Consider the following 15,728-nt stretch of genomic DNA (forward strand, 5'->3'; position numbering starts at 1 on the left):
GTCCATTGAAAATTGAATATCTATATCAAATAGTAACAAGAAAATAAACCGAAACGCTGTAATACGAGACTTAAGAGTAGAGTCAAAAAATAAGGTTAAGTTAGTAAGGGCGCACGGTGGATGCCTTGGCACTAGGAGCCGATGAAGGACGTGACGAACAACGAAATGCTTTGGGGAGCTGTAAGTAAGCGCTGATCCAGAGATGTCCGAATGGGGGAACCCAACAGGTTATGCCTGTTATCCCTACCTGTTAAGGGTAGAGGAGGGAAGACGCAGTGAACTGAAACATCTAAGTAGCTGCAGGAAGAGAAAGCAAAAGCGATTGCCTGAGTAGCGGCGAGCGAAACGGCAGGAGGGCAAACCGAAGTGTTTACACTTCGGGGTTGTAGGACTGCGATGTGGACTTAAAGAATATAGAAGAATCATCTGGGAAGATGAGCCAAAGAGAGTAAAAGCCTCGTATTCGAAATAGTCTTTATACCTAGCAGAATCCTGAGTACGGCGGGACACGAGGAATCCCGTCGGAATCTGGGAGGACCATCTCCCAACCCTAAATACTCCCTAGTGACCGATAGTGAACCAGTACCGTGAGGGAAAGGTGAAAAGCACCCCGGGAGGGGAGTGAAATAGAACCTGAAACCGTGTGCCTACAAGAAGTTCGAGCCCGTTAATGGGTGAGAGCGTGCCTTTTGTAGAATGAACCGGCGAGTTATGATATGATGCGAGGTTAAGTGGAAGAAGCGGAGCCGTAGGGAAACCGAGTCTGAAAAGGGCGAGTTAGTATCATGTTATAGACCCGAAACCATGTGACCTACCCATGAGCAGGTTGAAGGTGCGGTAAGACGCACTGGAGGACCGAACCAGGGCACGTTGAAAAGTGCTTGGATGACTTGTGGGTAGCGGAGAAATTCCAAACGAACTTGGAGATAGCTGGTTCTCTCCGAAATAGCTTTAGGGCTAGCGTCGACATTAAGATTCTTGGAGGTAGAGCACTGTTTGGGTGAGGGGTCCATCTCGGATTACCAATCTCAGATAAACTCCGAATGCCAAAGAATTATGGTCGGCAGTCAGACTGCGAGTGCTAAGATCCGTAGTCGAAAGGGAAACAGCCCAGACCACCAGCTAAGGTCCCAAAATAATTGTTAAGTGGAAAAGGATGTGGGGTTGCACAGACAACTAGGATGTTAGCTTAGAAGCAGCTATTCATTCAAAGAGTGCGTAATAGCTCACTAGTCGAGTGACCCTGCGCCGAAAATGTACCGGGGCTAAAACAATTTACCGAAGCTGTGGATACCTTTATGGTATGGTAGGAGAGCGTTCTATGTGTGGTGAAGGTGTACCGTGAGGAGCGCTGGAACGCATAGAAGTGAGAATGCCGGTATGAGTAGCGAAAGATGGGTGAGAATCCCATCCACCGTAAGACTAAGGTTTCCAGGGGAAGGCTCGTCCGCCCTGGGTTAGTCGGGACCTAAGGAGAGACCGAAAGGTGTATCCGATGGCCAACAGGTTGATATTCCTGTACTAGAGTATGAAGTGATGGAGTGACGCAGAAGGCTAACTCAAGCGTGCGATTGGAAGAGCACGTCTAAATAGTGAGGGGTGGTATGAGTTAAATGCTTGTACCTATAACCTTGAGCTATGATGGGGAGCGAAGTTTAGTAGCGAAGTGAGTGATGTCACGCTGCCAAGAAAAGCTTCTAGCGTTGTATCATACTCTACCCGTACCGCAAACCGACACAGGTAGTCGAGGCGAGTAGCCTCAGGTGAGCGAGAGAACTCTCGTTAAGGAACTCGGCAAAATGGCCCCGTAACTTCGGGAGAAGGGGCGCTGATTTAGGTCAGCCGCAGTGAATAGGCCCAAGCAACTGTTTATCAAAAACACAGCTCTCTGCGAAATCGTAAGATGAAGTATAGGGGGTGACGCCTGCCCGGTGCTGGAAGGTTAAGAGGAGTGCTTAGCGTAAGCGAAGGTATGAATTGAAGCCCCAGTAAACGGCGGCCGTAACTATAACGGTCCTAAGGTAGCGAAATTCCTTGTCGGGTAAGTTCCGACCCGCACGAAAGGCGTAATGATTTGGGCACTGTCTCAACGAGAGACTCGGTGAAATTTTAGTACCTGTGAAGATGCAGGTTACCCGCGACAGGACGGAAAGACCCCATGGAGCTTTACTGCAGTTTGATATTGAGTATCTGTACCACATGTACAGGATAGGTAGGAGCCGATGAGAGCGGGACGCCAGTTTCGCTGGAGGCGCTGTTGGGATACTACCCTTGTGTTATGGCTACTCTAACCCAGATAGGTGATCCCTATCGGAGACAGTGTCTGACGGGCAGTTTGACTGGGGCGGTCGCCTCCTAAAAGGTAACGGAGGCGCCCAAAGGTTCCCTCAGATTGGTTGGAAATCAATCGCAGAGTGTAAAGGTATAAGGGAGCTTGACTGCGAGAGCAACAACTCGAGCAGGGACGAAAGTCGGGCTTAGTGATCCGGTGGTTCCGTATGGAAGGGCCATCGCTCAACGGATAAAAGCTACCCTGGGGATAACAGGCTTATCTCCCCCAAGAGTTCACATCGACGGGGAGGTTTGGCACCTCGATGTCGGCTCGTCGCATCCTGGGGCTGTAGTCGGTCCCAAGGGTTGGGCTGTTCGCCCATTAAAGCGGCACGCGAGCTGGGTTCAGAACGTCGTGAGACAGTTCGGTCCCTATCCGTCGCGGGCGTAGGAAATTTGAGAGGATCTGCTCCTAGTACGAGAGGACCAGAGTGGACTTACCGCTGGTGTACCAGTTGTCTCGCCAGAGGCACAGCTGGGTAGCTATGTAGGGAAGGGATAAGCGCTGAAAGCATCTAAGTGCGAAGCCCCCCTCAAGATGAGATTTCCCATAACGTTAAGTTAGTAAGAGCCCTGAGAGAAGATCAGGTCGATAGGTTAGGAGTGGAAGTTGTGTGAGCAATGGAGCGGACTAATACTAATAGCTCGAGGACTTATCCTAGATAAGTGATGAAAAGTAAGTATTGACAGTTGGTTTAGAAGTTGTTATAATGATAAGGTATTCAATTTTGAGTCGATTAAGCGACTTAGAGAGTTAAGTGATGATAGCCTAGGGGATACACCTGTAACCATGCCGAACACAGCAGTTAAGCCCTAGCGCGCCGGAAGTAGTTGGGGGTTGCCCCCTGTGAGATATGGTCGTTGCTTAGCGTTAATCCGCCATAGCTCAGTTGGTAGTAGCGCATGACTGTTAATCATGATGTCGTAGGTTCGAGTCCTACTGGCGGAGTAGAGGAAGGCCTTGGTAAGCAAGGCTTTTTTTATTTTCCATGGCTGATCTATGATGAGCAAGGAGGGAGAACCAAATGCGTTCTCTCTTTTTTTGGTTTTCTCTTTTTTGAAGTTGTAGAATCAAAAGGCTCGGAGTTTGACATCTTAGGTGAGTTTGTTTGTGGTTTCGCGTTTAGTGTTGGAAGAAGGAAGTTTGAGGACGTTGGTGATATAAGTTCTAAAGTTATGATAGACTCAATCTAAAATCCCTATCAGATGTTGATAGGAATTATTTTAGGCTTTGTGTTTCTGTGGAGAGATAAGTGTGATGAGTTTTAAAGTGAAAAATAAAGAGAGAAGGCGGTCTAAATAGTCTGTTAAGGCTTGGGTTATGATGAGGCTGGTGGTGAGGTTGAGTCCAAGGTGATGCAAGACTTGCGCGATGAGGCTAGAGCCGCTGGAGGTGATGCCGTGAAAAAGCAGGACTGTTATCAAGGCTGCAATAGCGGTCCCTGGAAGGGAGAGCAGCAGACTTTTGAGAAAGAGCTGAGATGGCTTTAGCTTTGTTGATTTTGGAATGATGAAACTAGCTAGAAGAGCAAGACTAATGGCAACTGGTGCATAATAAAGGGCAAAGATATCCGTGGTGATGGCGTTGATCAGAGCCGTCAAGAGGGCGGTTAGGATACCAAGGAGAGGTCCATAGCTGATGGTCATAAATAATGTGCCAATGGTATCCAGATAGATAGGTAATTTGAGAAAGAGAGCGAGATTGCTCAGTAAAAGATTTAGGGCAATGCTGATAGCCATGAAGGTGAGGTGTCGGGTTTTAAACGTCATGTTTTAAGCTTCTCCTAACTGTAAAGTGATCAGATCGGTTGCGATCTTTTCTTTTGGATAATCTAATAAGGTACTGAGAAAATCCGTCCAAAAACGAAAAACATCAACCTGTGTTAGAATATGACTGTTGGCTGGTTTGTGATAAAAATCAAATTGATCAACAATACTTTGTCCAAGAGCGGGACCAGATGTCACAATTTCAGTATAACTGTCAAATCCTTGGCAGACTTGATCATTAAGGGTATAAACGACTGCGAGAGGATCGTTAATGACACAACCAATGATATGTTCATACTGCCAATGAAAGTCAAAATAAAAGCGAGTGATTGCTTCTATAAAGCTAGTCATTTCAGGATTAATGCGGTGCATATAGGTTAATAAGTTAGGGGTGAGAACAATTTTTCGAGTGACATCGAGTCCGACCATTTCGGTAGTAGTTTTGGCTGTGGCAAAAACAGATTGGGCAGCGTGGGGGTCGCACCAGTAGTTGTACTCGGCAACTGGGGAACAATTTCCATGTGACTTAAAAGTCCCTCCCATGCTGACAAAACGTTTGGCATGCTGAGCCAGTTTAGGATTTTTTTCAAGAGCGAGGGCAATATTGGTTAAGGGACCAAGTGCGACAAGGCTAGTATCAGTCGGATTTTTGAAATAGTTGGCTAGAAAGTCTGTCGCGCTTTCTGGTTGAATGGGATAATCATCAAGGAGTTGGTGATAGATTTCTCCAAGACCGTCTTCACCATGGGTGTCCTGAGCTGAGATGAACTCTCTTACCAAGGGTGCCTTTGCACCAGCGTAGATTGGAATATCTAAACGATTGGTGCGCTCTAAAATGGTCAAGGCATTTTTAATACCGAGTTCAAGTGGGCAATTTCCGGCGGTAATGGTAATGGCAACTACCTCTATTTTAGGGTGTTTAATGGCATAAAGGAGGGCCAAGCTATCGTCAATACCAGGGTCACAGTCAATAATCATGCTTTGTTTTGTCATAGAAACCTTCTTTCTAACACAATAAAAAGGGATATATCTTTTGATAGTATCCCTGATTCTCTTTCTTCCTCAAATAAGGCGGTGTTGCTATTGACCGCTTTGTTTTTCTAAAAAGGTACTTTAGTTTTTTATTCTGGGAAGTTTGCGAACCAGTCCAGAAAAATGATTTTTTTCTGATTGTGATGTTGTTATTGTACCATGAGTGCGCCATCTTAGCAAGTTCTCATGATGAAAAAGAATAAATATGGTAAAATAGAGGAAGAAAAGGAGTAAGACCATGAGATTACAAAAGCCAAAAGGCACACAAGATAGTTTACCTCAATCTTCTTTGAGGTGGCAATATTTGGAAGACACGGCAAGACGCACGTTTGAACGTTACCGCTACGGGGAAATCAGAACGCCAATGTTTGAGCACTATGAGGTGATTAGCCGCTCTGTTGGAGATACGACGGATATTGTGACCAAGGAAATGTATGATTTCTACGATAAAGGAGAGCGTCATATTACGCTGCGTCCAGAAGGAACGGCTCCTGTGGTGCGGGCTTATGTGGAAAATAAGCTGTTTGCACCAGAAGTGCAAAAACCCGTTAAACTCTATTATATGGGATCGATGTTTCGTTATGAGCGCCCTCAAGCTGGAAGATTGCGTGAGTTTCACCAAATTGGTGTAGAATGTTTTGGTTCTAAAAATCCAGCAACGGATGTTGAGACCATTGCCATGGCGCATGCCTTGTTTCAAGAGTTAGGCATTGATGATGTGACGCTTCATCTCAATACACTTGGGACCAGTTCTAGTCGAGCAGCCTATCGTCAGGCCTTGATTGACTATTTGACCCCTCTAAAGGATCAATTATCAGCAGACAGTCAACGGCGCTTGGTGGAAAATCCTCTTCGGGTTTTGGATAGTAAGGAAAAAGAGGACAAGGCTGCTCTGGTGGGAGCACCGTCTATTTTGGATTACTTAGATGAGGAGAGCCAACAACACTTCTCACAAGTGCGTCAGATGCTAGATGCTCTTGGGATTGCTTATGTGATTGACCCTAATATGGTGCGTGGGCTAGACTACTATAACCACACGATTTTTGAGTTTATGACGAGCGTTGAAGGAACAGAGTTGACCATTTGTGCTGGTGGACGTTATGACCAGCTAGTGGAGTATTTTGGTGGTCCACAAACCCCAGCCTTTGGTTTTGGTCTTGGCATGGAGCGGGTTCTTCTGGTACTTGAAAAACAGGATAAGGGGGCAAAAAAGGAGGTACCTTTGGACCTTTATGTTGCTGTTTTGGGAGAGGAGGCGAATTTTGTTGCGCTAGCCTTGGTGGAAGGCGTTCGAAATCAAGGTTATGTGGCAGAGCGGGATTATCTAGGACGTAAGCTGAAAGCTCAGTTCAAGGCAGCTGACCAATTTAAGGCACGTTATATTGTGACCCTCGGTGAAGAAGAAGTAAGCACCAATCAAGTGGTGGTCAAAGATAATGCAACCAGACAAGAGGTAAAGGCGAGTCTAGAAGAGCTCATGGGGAACTTTGCAGCTATTTTAGAAAAATTTGAAGCCTAAAAATCAAGTCAAAAGACAGACCCAAAACGAGCAGGGTTTGTCTTTTTCTTGTCAAGAAAAATCTCAAAACATACTGCCCTTTTGGGGGCTTTATGGTACAATAGAAGCAACTACTTTTTTTGAAGGGTGACAGAATATGAAACGTTCCATGTATGCAGGTCTGGTGAGACCAGACCAAATCGGACAAGAATTAACTTTGACAGGCTGGGTAGCCAAAAGAAGAAATCTAGGTGGCTTGATTTTTATTGATTTGCGTGACCGTGAAGGCATCATGCAGCTGGTCATCAATCCAGAAACAGCAGCTCCTGAAGTTGTTGAACTCGCAGATAGTTTGAGAAGTGAGTATGTCATCAGCGTGACGGGTCTTGTGGTTGCGCGTGAAGTGGCCAATCAAGAACTGCCAACTGGTGAAGTGGAGTTGCAAGTCCGGGATTTGACGGTCTTAAATACCGCTAAGACCACGCCTTTTGAAATCAAAGATGGGGTTGAGGTCAGCGATGATATGCGTCTTCGCTACCGTTATCTGGACTTGCGTCGTCCAGAGATGCTGGAAAACTTTAAATTGCGCGCCAAGGTGACCCACAGCATTCGCAATTATTTGGATGAGCAAGGCTTTATCGATGTGGAAACACCCATGTTGACCAAGTCCACACCAGAAGGGGCGAGGGATTATTTGGTGCCAAGTCGGGTGAGCAAGGGACATTTTTACGCCTTGCCTCAAAGTCCTCAGATTACCAAGCAGCTTTTGATGAACGCTGGTTTTGACCGCTATTATCAAATTGTCAAGTGTTTCCGTGATGAGGATTTGCGTGGGGATCGTCAGCCAGAGTTTACACAGGTGGATTTGGAGACCTCTTTCTTATCTGACAAAGATATTCAAGACTTGGTAGAGGGCATGATTGCTCGTGTGATGAAGGAAACCAAGAGACTAGAGGTGCAGTTGCCATTTCCTCGTATGACCTATGAAACAGCCATGAGTCTTTATGGGTCTGACAAGCCAGATACCCGCTTTGAGATGTTGCTCCAAGATGTGACGGAGTATGTGAGGGAGCTAGACTTCAAGGTCTTTTCAGAAGCTCCTGCGGTTAAGGCTATCGTGGTGAAGAGCGCAGCAGACCACTATTCGCGTAAAGATATTGATAAATTGACCGAAATGGCCAAACAGTTTGGTGCTAAGGGTCTTGCTTGGGTCAAGCAAGTCGAAGGCAGCCTCAATGGTCCAGTTGCCAAGTTCCTCACACCAGTAGAGGAACGGCTTAAAGATGTGTTACAATTGGAAGACAATGACTTGGTTCTCTTTGTAGCAGATAGCTTAGAGGTAGCAAATAGCACGCTGGGGGCTCTTAGGGTGCGTCTTGGAAAAGAACTAGGCTTGATTGATGAGAGCCGCTATAACTTCCTATGGGTGGTGGATTGGCCGATGTTTGAATGGTCTGAAGAAGAGGGACGCTACATGAGCGCTCATCATCCTTTCACCTTACCAACTAAAGATAGCGAAGACCAGTTGGAGGGAGATTTGGCTAAGGTTCGAGCTATTGCTTATGATATTGTCCTCAATGGTTATGAACTAGGTGGCGGTAGCCTTAGGATTAACCAACGAGATTTACAGGAACGCATGTTTACAGCCCTTGGTTTTTCTAAAGAAGAAGCCAAAGAACAGTTCGGTTTTCTCCTAGAAGCCATGGACTATGGTTTCCCGCCACACGGTGGCTTGGCCATTGGTCTTGACCGCTTTGTCATGTTGCTAGCTGGTAAGGACAATATCCGTGAGGTTATCGCCTTTCCTAAGAATAATAAGGCCACAGATCCAATGACTCAAGCACCGAGCCAAGTTTCAGAAAAACAATTGGATGAGTTGGCGCTTCAAACATTGGATTATGAAGACTAAAAAAGCATCTTTGTTAAAAAAATTGAGATTTACGCTCAAACGTCTGGCTAAAAAGCTAGGCTTATCACGTCTGGTCAGGGAGGTCTCGAGGGGGCGCTATGCTGAAAAATTTTCGGCAGCTCTCTTTTACGGCCTCATGTCCAGTATTGCGGTGAATTTTTTCTTCCTACCTGGAGGGGTCTATTCTAGTGGGGTTACGGGACTTTCTCAGGTTCTTGCGGCGATTAGCCATCGGCTGTTTGGCTTTGATTTTCCGCTCTCACTGGCCTTTTATCTCTTAAATGCGCCGCTTTTGGTCTTGGCTTGGTTTCAATTGAGCCGAAAATTTACCATTTTCACCTTTATTACGGTCAGTTTAAGTTCCTTGTTTATTCAGTTGGTTCCGACGATTCGATTGAGTAGCGATCCCATTATCAATGCGATTTTTGGGGGGCTTTTCTTGGGTGTGGGGATTGGTTATAGCTTTCGCCAAAACATCTCAAGCGGGGGAACGGATATCATCAGCCTGTATGTGAGAAAAAAGACGGGACGTGACGTCGGTAATATCTCCATGGTGGTCAATGGCTTGATTATGATTTTGGCGGGGATCTTGTTTGGTTGGCAACATGCGCTTTACTCATTAGTGGCTATTTTTGTGACCAGCCGAGTGACGGATGCCCTCTTTACCAAGCAAAAGAAGATGCAAGCCATGATTATCACCAGTCAAGGTGAGAAAGTGACACGGATGATTCATAAGAAAATGCACCGCGGAGTGACTTGTATCAATGATGCAGAAGGTACCTACAATCATGAGAAAAAAGTCATTCTCCTAACGGTGATTACCCGTGCAGAGTTTTCAGATTTTAAATATTGGATGAAAAAAACAGACCCGAAAGCCTTTGTGTCTGTCTCAGCTGATGTGCATATTATTGGTCGTTTTGTGGATGATGACCGTTAGAAGAAGGAGGGGGCTATGACACACCATGAGCCAAAATTATCGCTAAAAAATTTAATGTTTATCGCTATTGGGGTTGCTTTTTATTCTTTTGGCTTTGTTAAATTTAACATGACCAATCACTTAGCAGAAGGTGGCGTGTCAGGGATTACCTTGATTCTTTACTCTTTGTTTGGCATCAATCCTGCTTATAGCTCGCTACTTATCAATATTCCTCTCTTTATTCTTGGTGCTAAGACCTTTGGGCGTAAGTCCTTGCTTTTGACCATTTATGGGACAGTTTTGCTTTCTGTTTTTATCTGGATTTGGCAGCGGGTACCGGTCGCTGTGGATTTGGAACATGACTTTTTGATTGCTGCCCTTTTGGCTGGGATTTTTGCAGGGATTGGCTCTGGCTTGGTCTTTCGCTACGGTGGGACCACAGGGGGAACGGATATTGTGGCTAAGGTCGTGGAGGCAAAGACCGGCTTTCAGATTGGTCAGACCCTGTTGCTAGCAGATATTGTGATTCTTTTGGCGTCCTTGACCTATATTGATATTCGTCACATGGTTTATACCTTGATTGCCAGCTTTGTCTTTAGTCAGATTGTGACCATTATTCAAAATGGTGGTTACACCATCCGTGGTATGATTATCATTAGTAGGCAGTCTGAGAAGATTGCATCTGAGATTTTAACTCAGATCAATCGTGGGGTCACTTACCTGCAAGGTGAGGGGGCTTATTCTGGTCATCCCCACAAGGTCCTCTACGTGGTGCTAAACCCGAGTGAAGTCAGGGATGTCAAGCGCATCGTGGCAGACTACGATCCAGATGCCTTTATCTCCGTTTTAGAGGTGGATGAGGTAGTGAGTTCGGATTTTAATATCCTTAGAAAAAATTACGGAAAACTAGAATCATAACAAAAAGTGCTTGCCGATTTTCGGTAAGCATTTTCTTGTGAAAGGATTTGCATTTTTCTTGACAGGAATGGAAGAAACAGATAAAATAACTCTTAATAGTAAAAAAATCTGTGATGGGAGAAGAATATGAAAGTTGCTATTGTTGGTGCCAGCAGTCGGATTGGGATGGAAGCTATTGCTCTTTTTTTGAAAGAAACCGATGCAGAACTGCATTTGTTTTTGAGAAATGCGAAAAAATTAGCGGATTTAGACCTTGATTTGGCAGGCGACCGAGTGAAAATTTTTGAAGGCAGTGCCAGTGATGAGGCAGCTCTTCTGCCTGCGCTTACTGGTGTGGATTTTGTCTTTGCCAGCCTAGCAGGGGAGATGGAGGCTTTTGCTAAGACCTTGGTCAAGGTTATGCCAGAAGCAGGGGTCAAGCGCCTTGCTTTTGTGACCACGCTTGGTATCTTAGATGAGGTTCCAGGTGCCTTTGGTCGTTGGAACGCAGATATGATTGGCCCTTATCTGCCACCATATCGGGCAGCGGCGCGTGTGATTGAGGCATCTAGCCTTGACTACACCATTATTCGCCCAGCTTGGTTGACAAATGCTCCTGAGGTGGATTATGAGGTTACCCTGCGTGATGAGCCGTTTAAGGGGACAGAAATCTCAAGACGCAGTGTGGCTGCCCTTGCTCTTGAAATCGCAAAACATCCAGAGCTCTATTCTCGTGAGAATATCGGAATCGATAAACCGGGCAGTGATGGGGATAAGCCTGCTTTTATGTAAATGGCTTTAAAAAAGAAAATGAGAGAAAGCTGCTGCTTTCTCTCATTTTTGATTTTGGTGATAAAAACCACCACAGCTTTACAGCTATGATGGTGTCTTTTTTACATTTCGTTTGGTGCTTCTACGCCGAGAAGGCTAAGGGCTTCTTTGAGGATTTGGGCGGTAGCATAAGAGAGGGCGAGACGGCTATTGCGGTCTTGGTCCTCATCTAGGATGCGGGTATGGGCGTAGTAGCGGTTAAAGCTTTGGGCGAGGCTAATCGCAAACTTGGCAATGACAGATGGCTCGTAGAGGCTAGCTGCACGTTCTACCATGCGTGGGAAATCTTGGAGAAGTTTGATAATTTCCCAGCTTTCTGAATCATTGAGGCTGTAAGCGGCAGTCATATCTGGTTTGAAGTCTGCTTTTTTGAGAATAGACTGAATCCGTGCATGTGCGTACTGAACGTAAGGACCTGTTTCCCCTTCAAAGGACACCATGGTATCAAGGTCAAAGTCATAGCCGTTGAGGCGGTCAGATTTGAGGTCGTAGAATTTGATGGCGCCGACTCCGACAGCGTGGGCCACTTCTTCCTTGTTTGGTAGGTTAGGATTTTTGGCTTCGATCTGAGTGAGGGCACGGTTGACAGCCTCTTGGATGGTTGGCTCAAGCAGGATGACATTCCCTTTACGGGTGGAGAGTTTTTGACCGTTCTTGGTCACGAGTCCCATAGCAACGTGAATCACGTCCTCACTCCAAGGATAGTTCATCTCAGACAGGATGGCCTTGAGTTGTTTGAAGTGAGCAGATTGTTCTTGACCGACCACATAGACACATTTGGCAAAATCATAGGTACGTTTGCGGTAGAGGGCAGCAGCCAAGTCACGAGTGATGTAAAGGCTAGCACCGTCTGATTTTTTGATGAGAGCAGGGTGTTCGATTCCATATTTTTCAAGGTCGATGACTTGTGCGCCTTTTGATTCGTGGAGGAGGTTCTTTTCGGTGAGGATATCGATGATTTCATCCATTTTGTCATTGTAGAAGGCTTCACCGTTGTAGCTGTCAAAGGTCACATCAAGTTCTTTGTAGATGCGGTTGAATTCAACCAGGCTCTCATCACGGAACCATTGCCATAATTCGGTCGCTTCCTTGTCGCCATTTTCGAGTTTTAAGAACCAAGCACGCGCTTCATCATCGTATTCTGGGTGCTCTTTGACTTCCTCATTGATGCGCACATAGAGTTTGAGCAATTCTGTGATAGGATTGGCTTCAACGGCTGCCTTGTCTCCCCAGAGCTTGTAGGCGACGATCAAAAGACCAAATTGTTTGCCCCAGTCACCGAGGTGGTTGACTTTCACGGTGTTATAGCCAAGTTTTCGGAAAATGTTAGATAGGCTATCTCCGATAACGGTAGAGCGCAAGTGTCCGATAGAGAAGGGTTTAGCGATATTAGGGCTAGAAAGGTCAATAACGATATTTTTTCCTTGACCTTGCTGGCTAGAGCCATAAGCAGTTCCTTGCTCGATCACATCACTAAGGACTTGGCTAGAGATGCTAGCCTTGTCTAGGAAGAAGTTAAGATAAGGTCCAGCTGCTTCGACTTTTTCAAATCCAGCGGTATCAATTTTTTCAGCCAAATCACTAGCGATAGCTTGGGGAGCCTTTCGCATGACCTTAGCAAGACTAAAGGCTGGAAAAGCGATGTCTCCCATGTCTTTGTATTTTGGTTTTTCAAGTAGGGCTAAAATAGCTGCTTCATCCAGTTCTGGTAGAACTTGATGGAGTTTTTGGGCAACGACGTGTTTGGTATCCATAAGTCTCTCCTCAATTTATATTGTTACCTTATTTTACCATATTCTTTGAGAATAAACGAGGGAAGAGGCAGGGAAAATCTGTCTTTTTTGGCTGAAATAAGGTATAATGGAAAGCAAAGACGCAAGAAACAAAGGTAGAACGCTTGTTCATATCTTTTTTTGTCACAGCAAACAGGAGGTCCTATGGCAAAAGAAACCCTCTCTCCAGGGATGAAACAGTATTTGGAGATTAAGCAAGACTATCCCGATGCCTTTTTGCTTTTTCGGATGGGCGATTTTTATGAGCTTTTTTATGAGGATGCGGTAAAGGCAGCCCAGTTGCTAGAGATCAACCTAACCAGTCGCAATAAAAATGCGGAGAATCCCATTCCCATGGCAGGTGTGCCCTACCACTCGGCGCAGCAGTATATTGATACCTTGGTTGAACTTGGCTACAAGGTGGCTATTGCTGAGCAAATGGAAGACCCAAAGCAAGCTATTGGGGTCGTCAGGCGTGAGGTGGTGCAGGTCATCACCCCAGGGACTGCTACGAGTGATAGTCAGTACAATAATTTTCTCGTTGCCATCGATCGATGGAAAGAGCGCTATGGTTTAGCTTATATGGATGTGTCAACGGGCGAGTTTTTTAGTACCCATCTAGCTGATTTTTCCATGGTGAGAAGTGAAATTCTTAATCTCAAGGCGCGTGAGGTGGTCGTAGGATGTGCCTTAAGCGCAGAGGAAGAGGAAGTCTTGACCAAACAGATGAATCTGGTCTTGTCTTTTCAAACAGAGGCTAGGGAAGAGTCCAACCTCATTCCAGCTGATATTTCAGAGGTGGAGCGCCTCGCTGCTGGTAAGCTCCTTGCTTATATCGAGACGACACAAAAACGTGATCTGCTCCATTTACAGGCCCTCAGTCACTATGAGGTGAAAGACTATCTGCAGATGAGCTATGCCACCAAGTCGAGCTTAGATTTGCTAGAAAATGCTAGGACAGGGAAAAAGCAGGGCAGTCTTTACTGGCTTCTAGATGAAACCAAGACAGCTATGGGGACCCGTCTTTTGCGGGCTTGGATCAACCACCCTTTGGTCAGTGCTGAGGCCATCATTTGGCGGCAGGAGATTATCACCTCTTTTTTGGGGCATTTTTTTGAGCGGAGTGAATTGACCGAGAGCTTAAAAGGGGTTTATGATATTGAGCGTTTGGCTAGTCGGGTGTCTTTTGGTCGGGCAACACCTAAGGACCTCTTGCAGTTAGGCAGAACCCTTAGTCAAGTTCCTGTCATTAAGGCACTTTTGGAGGTTTTTGATAGCGAGATTTTGCTAGATTTTTCTGGGCAAATGGACGCTTTACCAGAGCTTGAGAGTTTGATTTTCTCATCCATTTCAGAAGATGCTCCGACCACCTTGAGCGAGGGTGACATCATTAAGGCAGGCTTTGATGAGCGTTTGGATTATTACCGTCAGATTTTGCGTGAGGGGACGAGTTGGATCGCAGAGTTAGAAGCCAAGGAAAAAGAGAGAAGTGGTATTCCCACCCTCAAGATTGACTATAATCGTAAGGACGGCTACTATTTTCATGTGACCAATTCCTACTTGTCTGCGGTACCTGAGCATTTCTTTAGAAAAGCCACGTTGAAAAATTCTGAACGCTACGGGACAGAAGAGCTCGCTAAGTTAGAAGGGGACATGCTAGAAGCTAGGGAAAAATTGTCCAGTTTAGAATACGATATTTTTATGAGTATTCGTGCGCAGGTGGAAAAATATATCCAACGCCTGCAAGATTTGGCTAAGCAAATCGCGACCATCGATGTCTTGCAGGGCTTAGCAGTGGTGGCTGAAACCTATCATTACGTAAGGCCTAGCTTCAATCAAAGGCATGCGATTGCCATCAAAGACGGCAGGCATGCGGTGGTAGAGCGCGTGATGGGAACGAGAGAATATATCCCAAATAGTATTGTCTTTGAGGAAAAAACCCAGTTACAGCTGATCACTGGGCCAAATATGAGTGGTAAATCGACTTATATGCGCCAGCTAGCTCTGACCAGTATCATGGCACAGATTGGATCTTATGTCCCAGCGGCTTCAGCGGATTTGCCGATTTTTGATGCGATTTTTACCCGTATCGGGGCAGCGGATGATTTGATTTCTGGGCAGTCCACCTTTATGGTGGAGATGATGGAGGCCAATCAAGCTATCAAGCGGGCGACAAAGCATTCCTTGATTATCTTTGATGAGTTGGGTCGAGGGACTGCGACCTATGACGGGATGGCGCTGGCTCAGTCCATCATCGAGTATATCCACGATGAGATCGGGGCCAAGACCTTGTTTGCTACCCATTATCATGAATTGACAGCTCTTGATGAGGTTTTGAGTGGTTTGGTCAATGTGCATGTGGCGACCCTTGAGGACAAGGGGGAGGTCATCTTTTTGCATAAGATTAAGCCAGGTCCTGCGGACCAATCTTACGGCATACATGTGGCCAAGATTGCAGGCTTGCCGCAATCTGTGCTTGAGCGAGCAGATGTGATTCTGGCTGATTTGGAAGGTCAGGCAGCCAGTGTGTCACCTCTGTCAGACAAAGAGCAGGAGCTCAAGGCTTTTGAGCCTATCAGCTTATTTGATGAAGCAGCAGCTGACCATCCGGTGTTAGATAAGCTAAGAGCTATTGATGTCTTGGCATTGACACCCATGGAGGCCATGAATTTACTCTATCAATTAAAACAAGATTTATAAGACAAAAGGGGCAGGTGTCCCCTTTTTTATCCCTTGCATTGTCAGTCCTTATCAGGGATTTGTGATATAATGGAG

The 15,728-nt window shown here is 45.8% G+C and carries 9 protein-coding genes, 1 tRNA gene, 2 rRNA genes and 1 riboswitch; of the genes, 9 read left to right on the plus strand and 3 right to left on the minus strand.

Annotated features, from left to right (window positions below; genetic code table 11):
- Positions 1–93 precede the first annotated feature (93 nt).
- The 3 genes from ACZ49W_RS00580 (at position 94) to ACZ49W_RS00590 (ending at position 3,280) form a co-directional block, all read left to right on the plus strand.
- Positions 94–2,992: ribosomal RNA gene (locus ACZ49W_RS00580) — 23S ribosomal RNA — on the plus strand.
- 93 nt (positions 2,993–3,085) lie between these two features.
- Positions 3,086–3,201 (plus strand): 5S ribosomal RNA (rrf, locus tag ACZ49W_RS00585).
- Positions 3,202–3,206: 5 nt separating this feature from the next.
- Positions 3,207–3,280, plus strand: a tRNA-Asn gene (locus ACZ49W_RS00590).
- A 275-nt stretch (positions 3,281–3,555) separates the two neighbouring features.
- On the opposite strand, the gene ACZ49W_RS00595 is transcribed toward ACZ49W_RS00590, so the two are convergent.
- Positions 3,556–4,101 (minus strand): ECF transporter S component, encoded by a 546-nt coding sequence (locus ACZ49W_RS00595; RefSeq protein ID WP_464813415.1) that lies wholly within the window; start codon positions 4,099–4,101, stop codon positions 3,556–3,558.
- Between the two features lie 3 nt (positions 4,102–4,104).
- The gene (locus ACZ49W_RS00600; protein WP_464813416.1) at positions 4,105–5,091 is read right to left on the minus strand and encodes a nucleoside hydrolase; all 987 of its coding nucleotides are present in this window, start codon (positions 5,089–5,091) and stop codon (positions 4,105–4,107) included.
- Between the two features lie 114 nt (positions 5,092–5,205).
- A riboswitch (PreQ1 riboswitch) is annotated at positions 5,206–5,250 on the minus strand.
- A 118-nt stretch (positions 5,251–5,368) separates the two neighbouring features.
- On the opposite strand from ACZ49W_RS00600, the gene hisS reads away from it, so the two are divergent.
- The 5 genes from hisS to ACZ49W_RS00625 all read left to right on the plus strand — a co-directional run bounded on the left by hisS (position 5,369) and on the right by ACZ49W_RS00625 (position 11,142).
- Positions 5,369–6,649 carry a histidine--tRNA ligase gene (gene hisS / locus ACZ49W_RS00605; RefSeq protein ID WP_464813417.1) on the plus strand — a complete coding sequence of 427 codons (1,281 nt, stop codon included), beginning with the start codon at positions 5,369–5,371 and terminating at the stop codon, positions 6,647–6,649.
- Positions 6,650–6,785: 136 nt separating this feature from the next.
- Complete coding sequence (gene aspS / locus ACZ49W_RS00610) at positions 6,786–8,537, plus strand: aspartate--tRNA ligase (RefSeq protein WP_464813418.1); 1,752 nt, start codon at positions 6,786–6,788, stop codon at positions 8,535–8,537.
- On the plus strand, positions 8,527–9,474 hold the full coding sequence (locus ACZ49W_RS00615) for a YitT family protein (RefSeq protein ID WP_464813419.1): 948 nt from the start codon (positions 8,527–8,529) through the stop codon (positions 9,472–9,474). The genes aspS and ACZ49W_RS00615 overlap by 11 nt, the downstream gene beginning before the upstream one ends.
- Positions 9,475–9,489: 15 nt before the next feature.
- Complete coding sequence (locus ACZ49W_RS00620) at positions 9,490–10,371, plus strand: YitT family protein (protein ID WP_464813420.1); 882 nt, start codon at positions 9,490–9,492, stop codon at positions 10,369–10,371.
- Positions 10,372–10,497: 126 nt separating this feature from the next.
- Entirely contained in the window at positions 10,498–11,142 is a 645-nt protein-coding gene (locus tag ACZ49W_RS00625; protein ID WP_464813421.1) for an SDR family oxidoreductase, read from the plus strand.
- 101 nt (positions 11,143–11,243) lie between these two features.
- On the opposite strand, the gene argS is transcribed toward ACZ49W_RS00625, so the two are convergent.
- Positions 11,244–12,935 carry an arginine--tRNA ligase gene (gene argS, locus ACZ49W_RS00630; RefSeq protein ID WP_464813422.1) on the minus strand — a complete coding sequence of 564 codons (1,692 nt, stop codon included), beginning with the start codon at positions 12,933–12,935 and terminating at the stop codon, positions 11,244–11,246.
- A gap of 183 nt (positions 12,936–13,118) precedes the next feature.
- Between argS and mutS the strand changes: the two genes are divergently transcribed.
- Positions 13,119–15,653, plus strand: a complete 2,535-nt coding sequence (gene mutS / locus ACZ49W_RS00635) for a DNA mismatch repair protein MutS (protein ID WP_464813423.1) — start codon at positions 13,119–13,121, stop codon at positions 15,651–15,653.
- Positions 15,654–15,728 lie beyond the last annotated feature (75 nt).

This window comes from Streptococcus sp. STR1/CE/0325 (assembly GCF_055386095.1).

Bases quoted from the DNA above. Each gene is read 5' to 3' on its own strand.
- ACZ49W_RS00595 (WP_464813415.1), bottom strand. From the start codon at position 4,101: ATGACGTTTAAAACCCGACACCTCACCTTCATGGCTATCAGCATTGCC.
- ACZ49W_RS00600 (WP_464813416.1), bottom strand. From the start codon at position 5,091: ATGACAAAACAAAGCATGATTATTGACTGTGACCCTGGTATTGACGAT.
- hisS (WP_464813417.1), top strand. From the start codon at position 5,369: ATGAGATTACAAAAGCCAAAAGGCACACAAGATAGTTTACCTCAATCT.
- aspS (WP_464813418.1), top strand. From the start codon at position 6,786: ATGAAACGTTCCATGTATGCAGGTCTGGTGAGACCAGACCAAATCGGA.
- ACZ49W_RS00615 (WP_464813419.1), top strand. From the start codon at position 8,527: ATGAAGACTAAAAAAGCATCTTTGTTAAAAAAATTGAGATTTACGCTC.
- ACZ49W_RS00620 (WP_464813420.1), top strand. From the start codon at position 9,490: ATGACACACCATGAGCCAAAATTATCGCTAAAAAATTTAATGTTTATC.
- ACZ49W_RS00625 (WP_464813421.1), top strand. From the start codon at position 10,498: ATGAAAGTTGCTATTGTTGGTGCCAGCAGTCGGATTGGGATGGAAGCT.
- argS (WP_464813422.1), bottom strand. From the start codon at position 12,935: ATGGATACCAAACACGTCGTTGCCCAAAAACTCCATCAAGTTCTACCA.
- mutS (WP_464813423.1), top strand. From the start codon at position 13,119: ATGGCAAAAGAAACCCTCTCTCCAGGGATGAAACAGTATTTGGAGATT.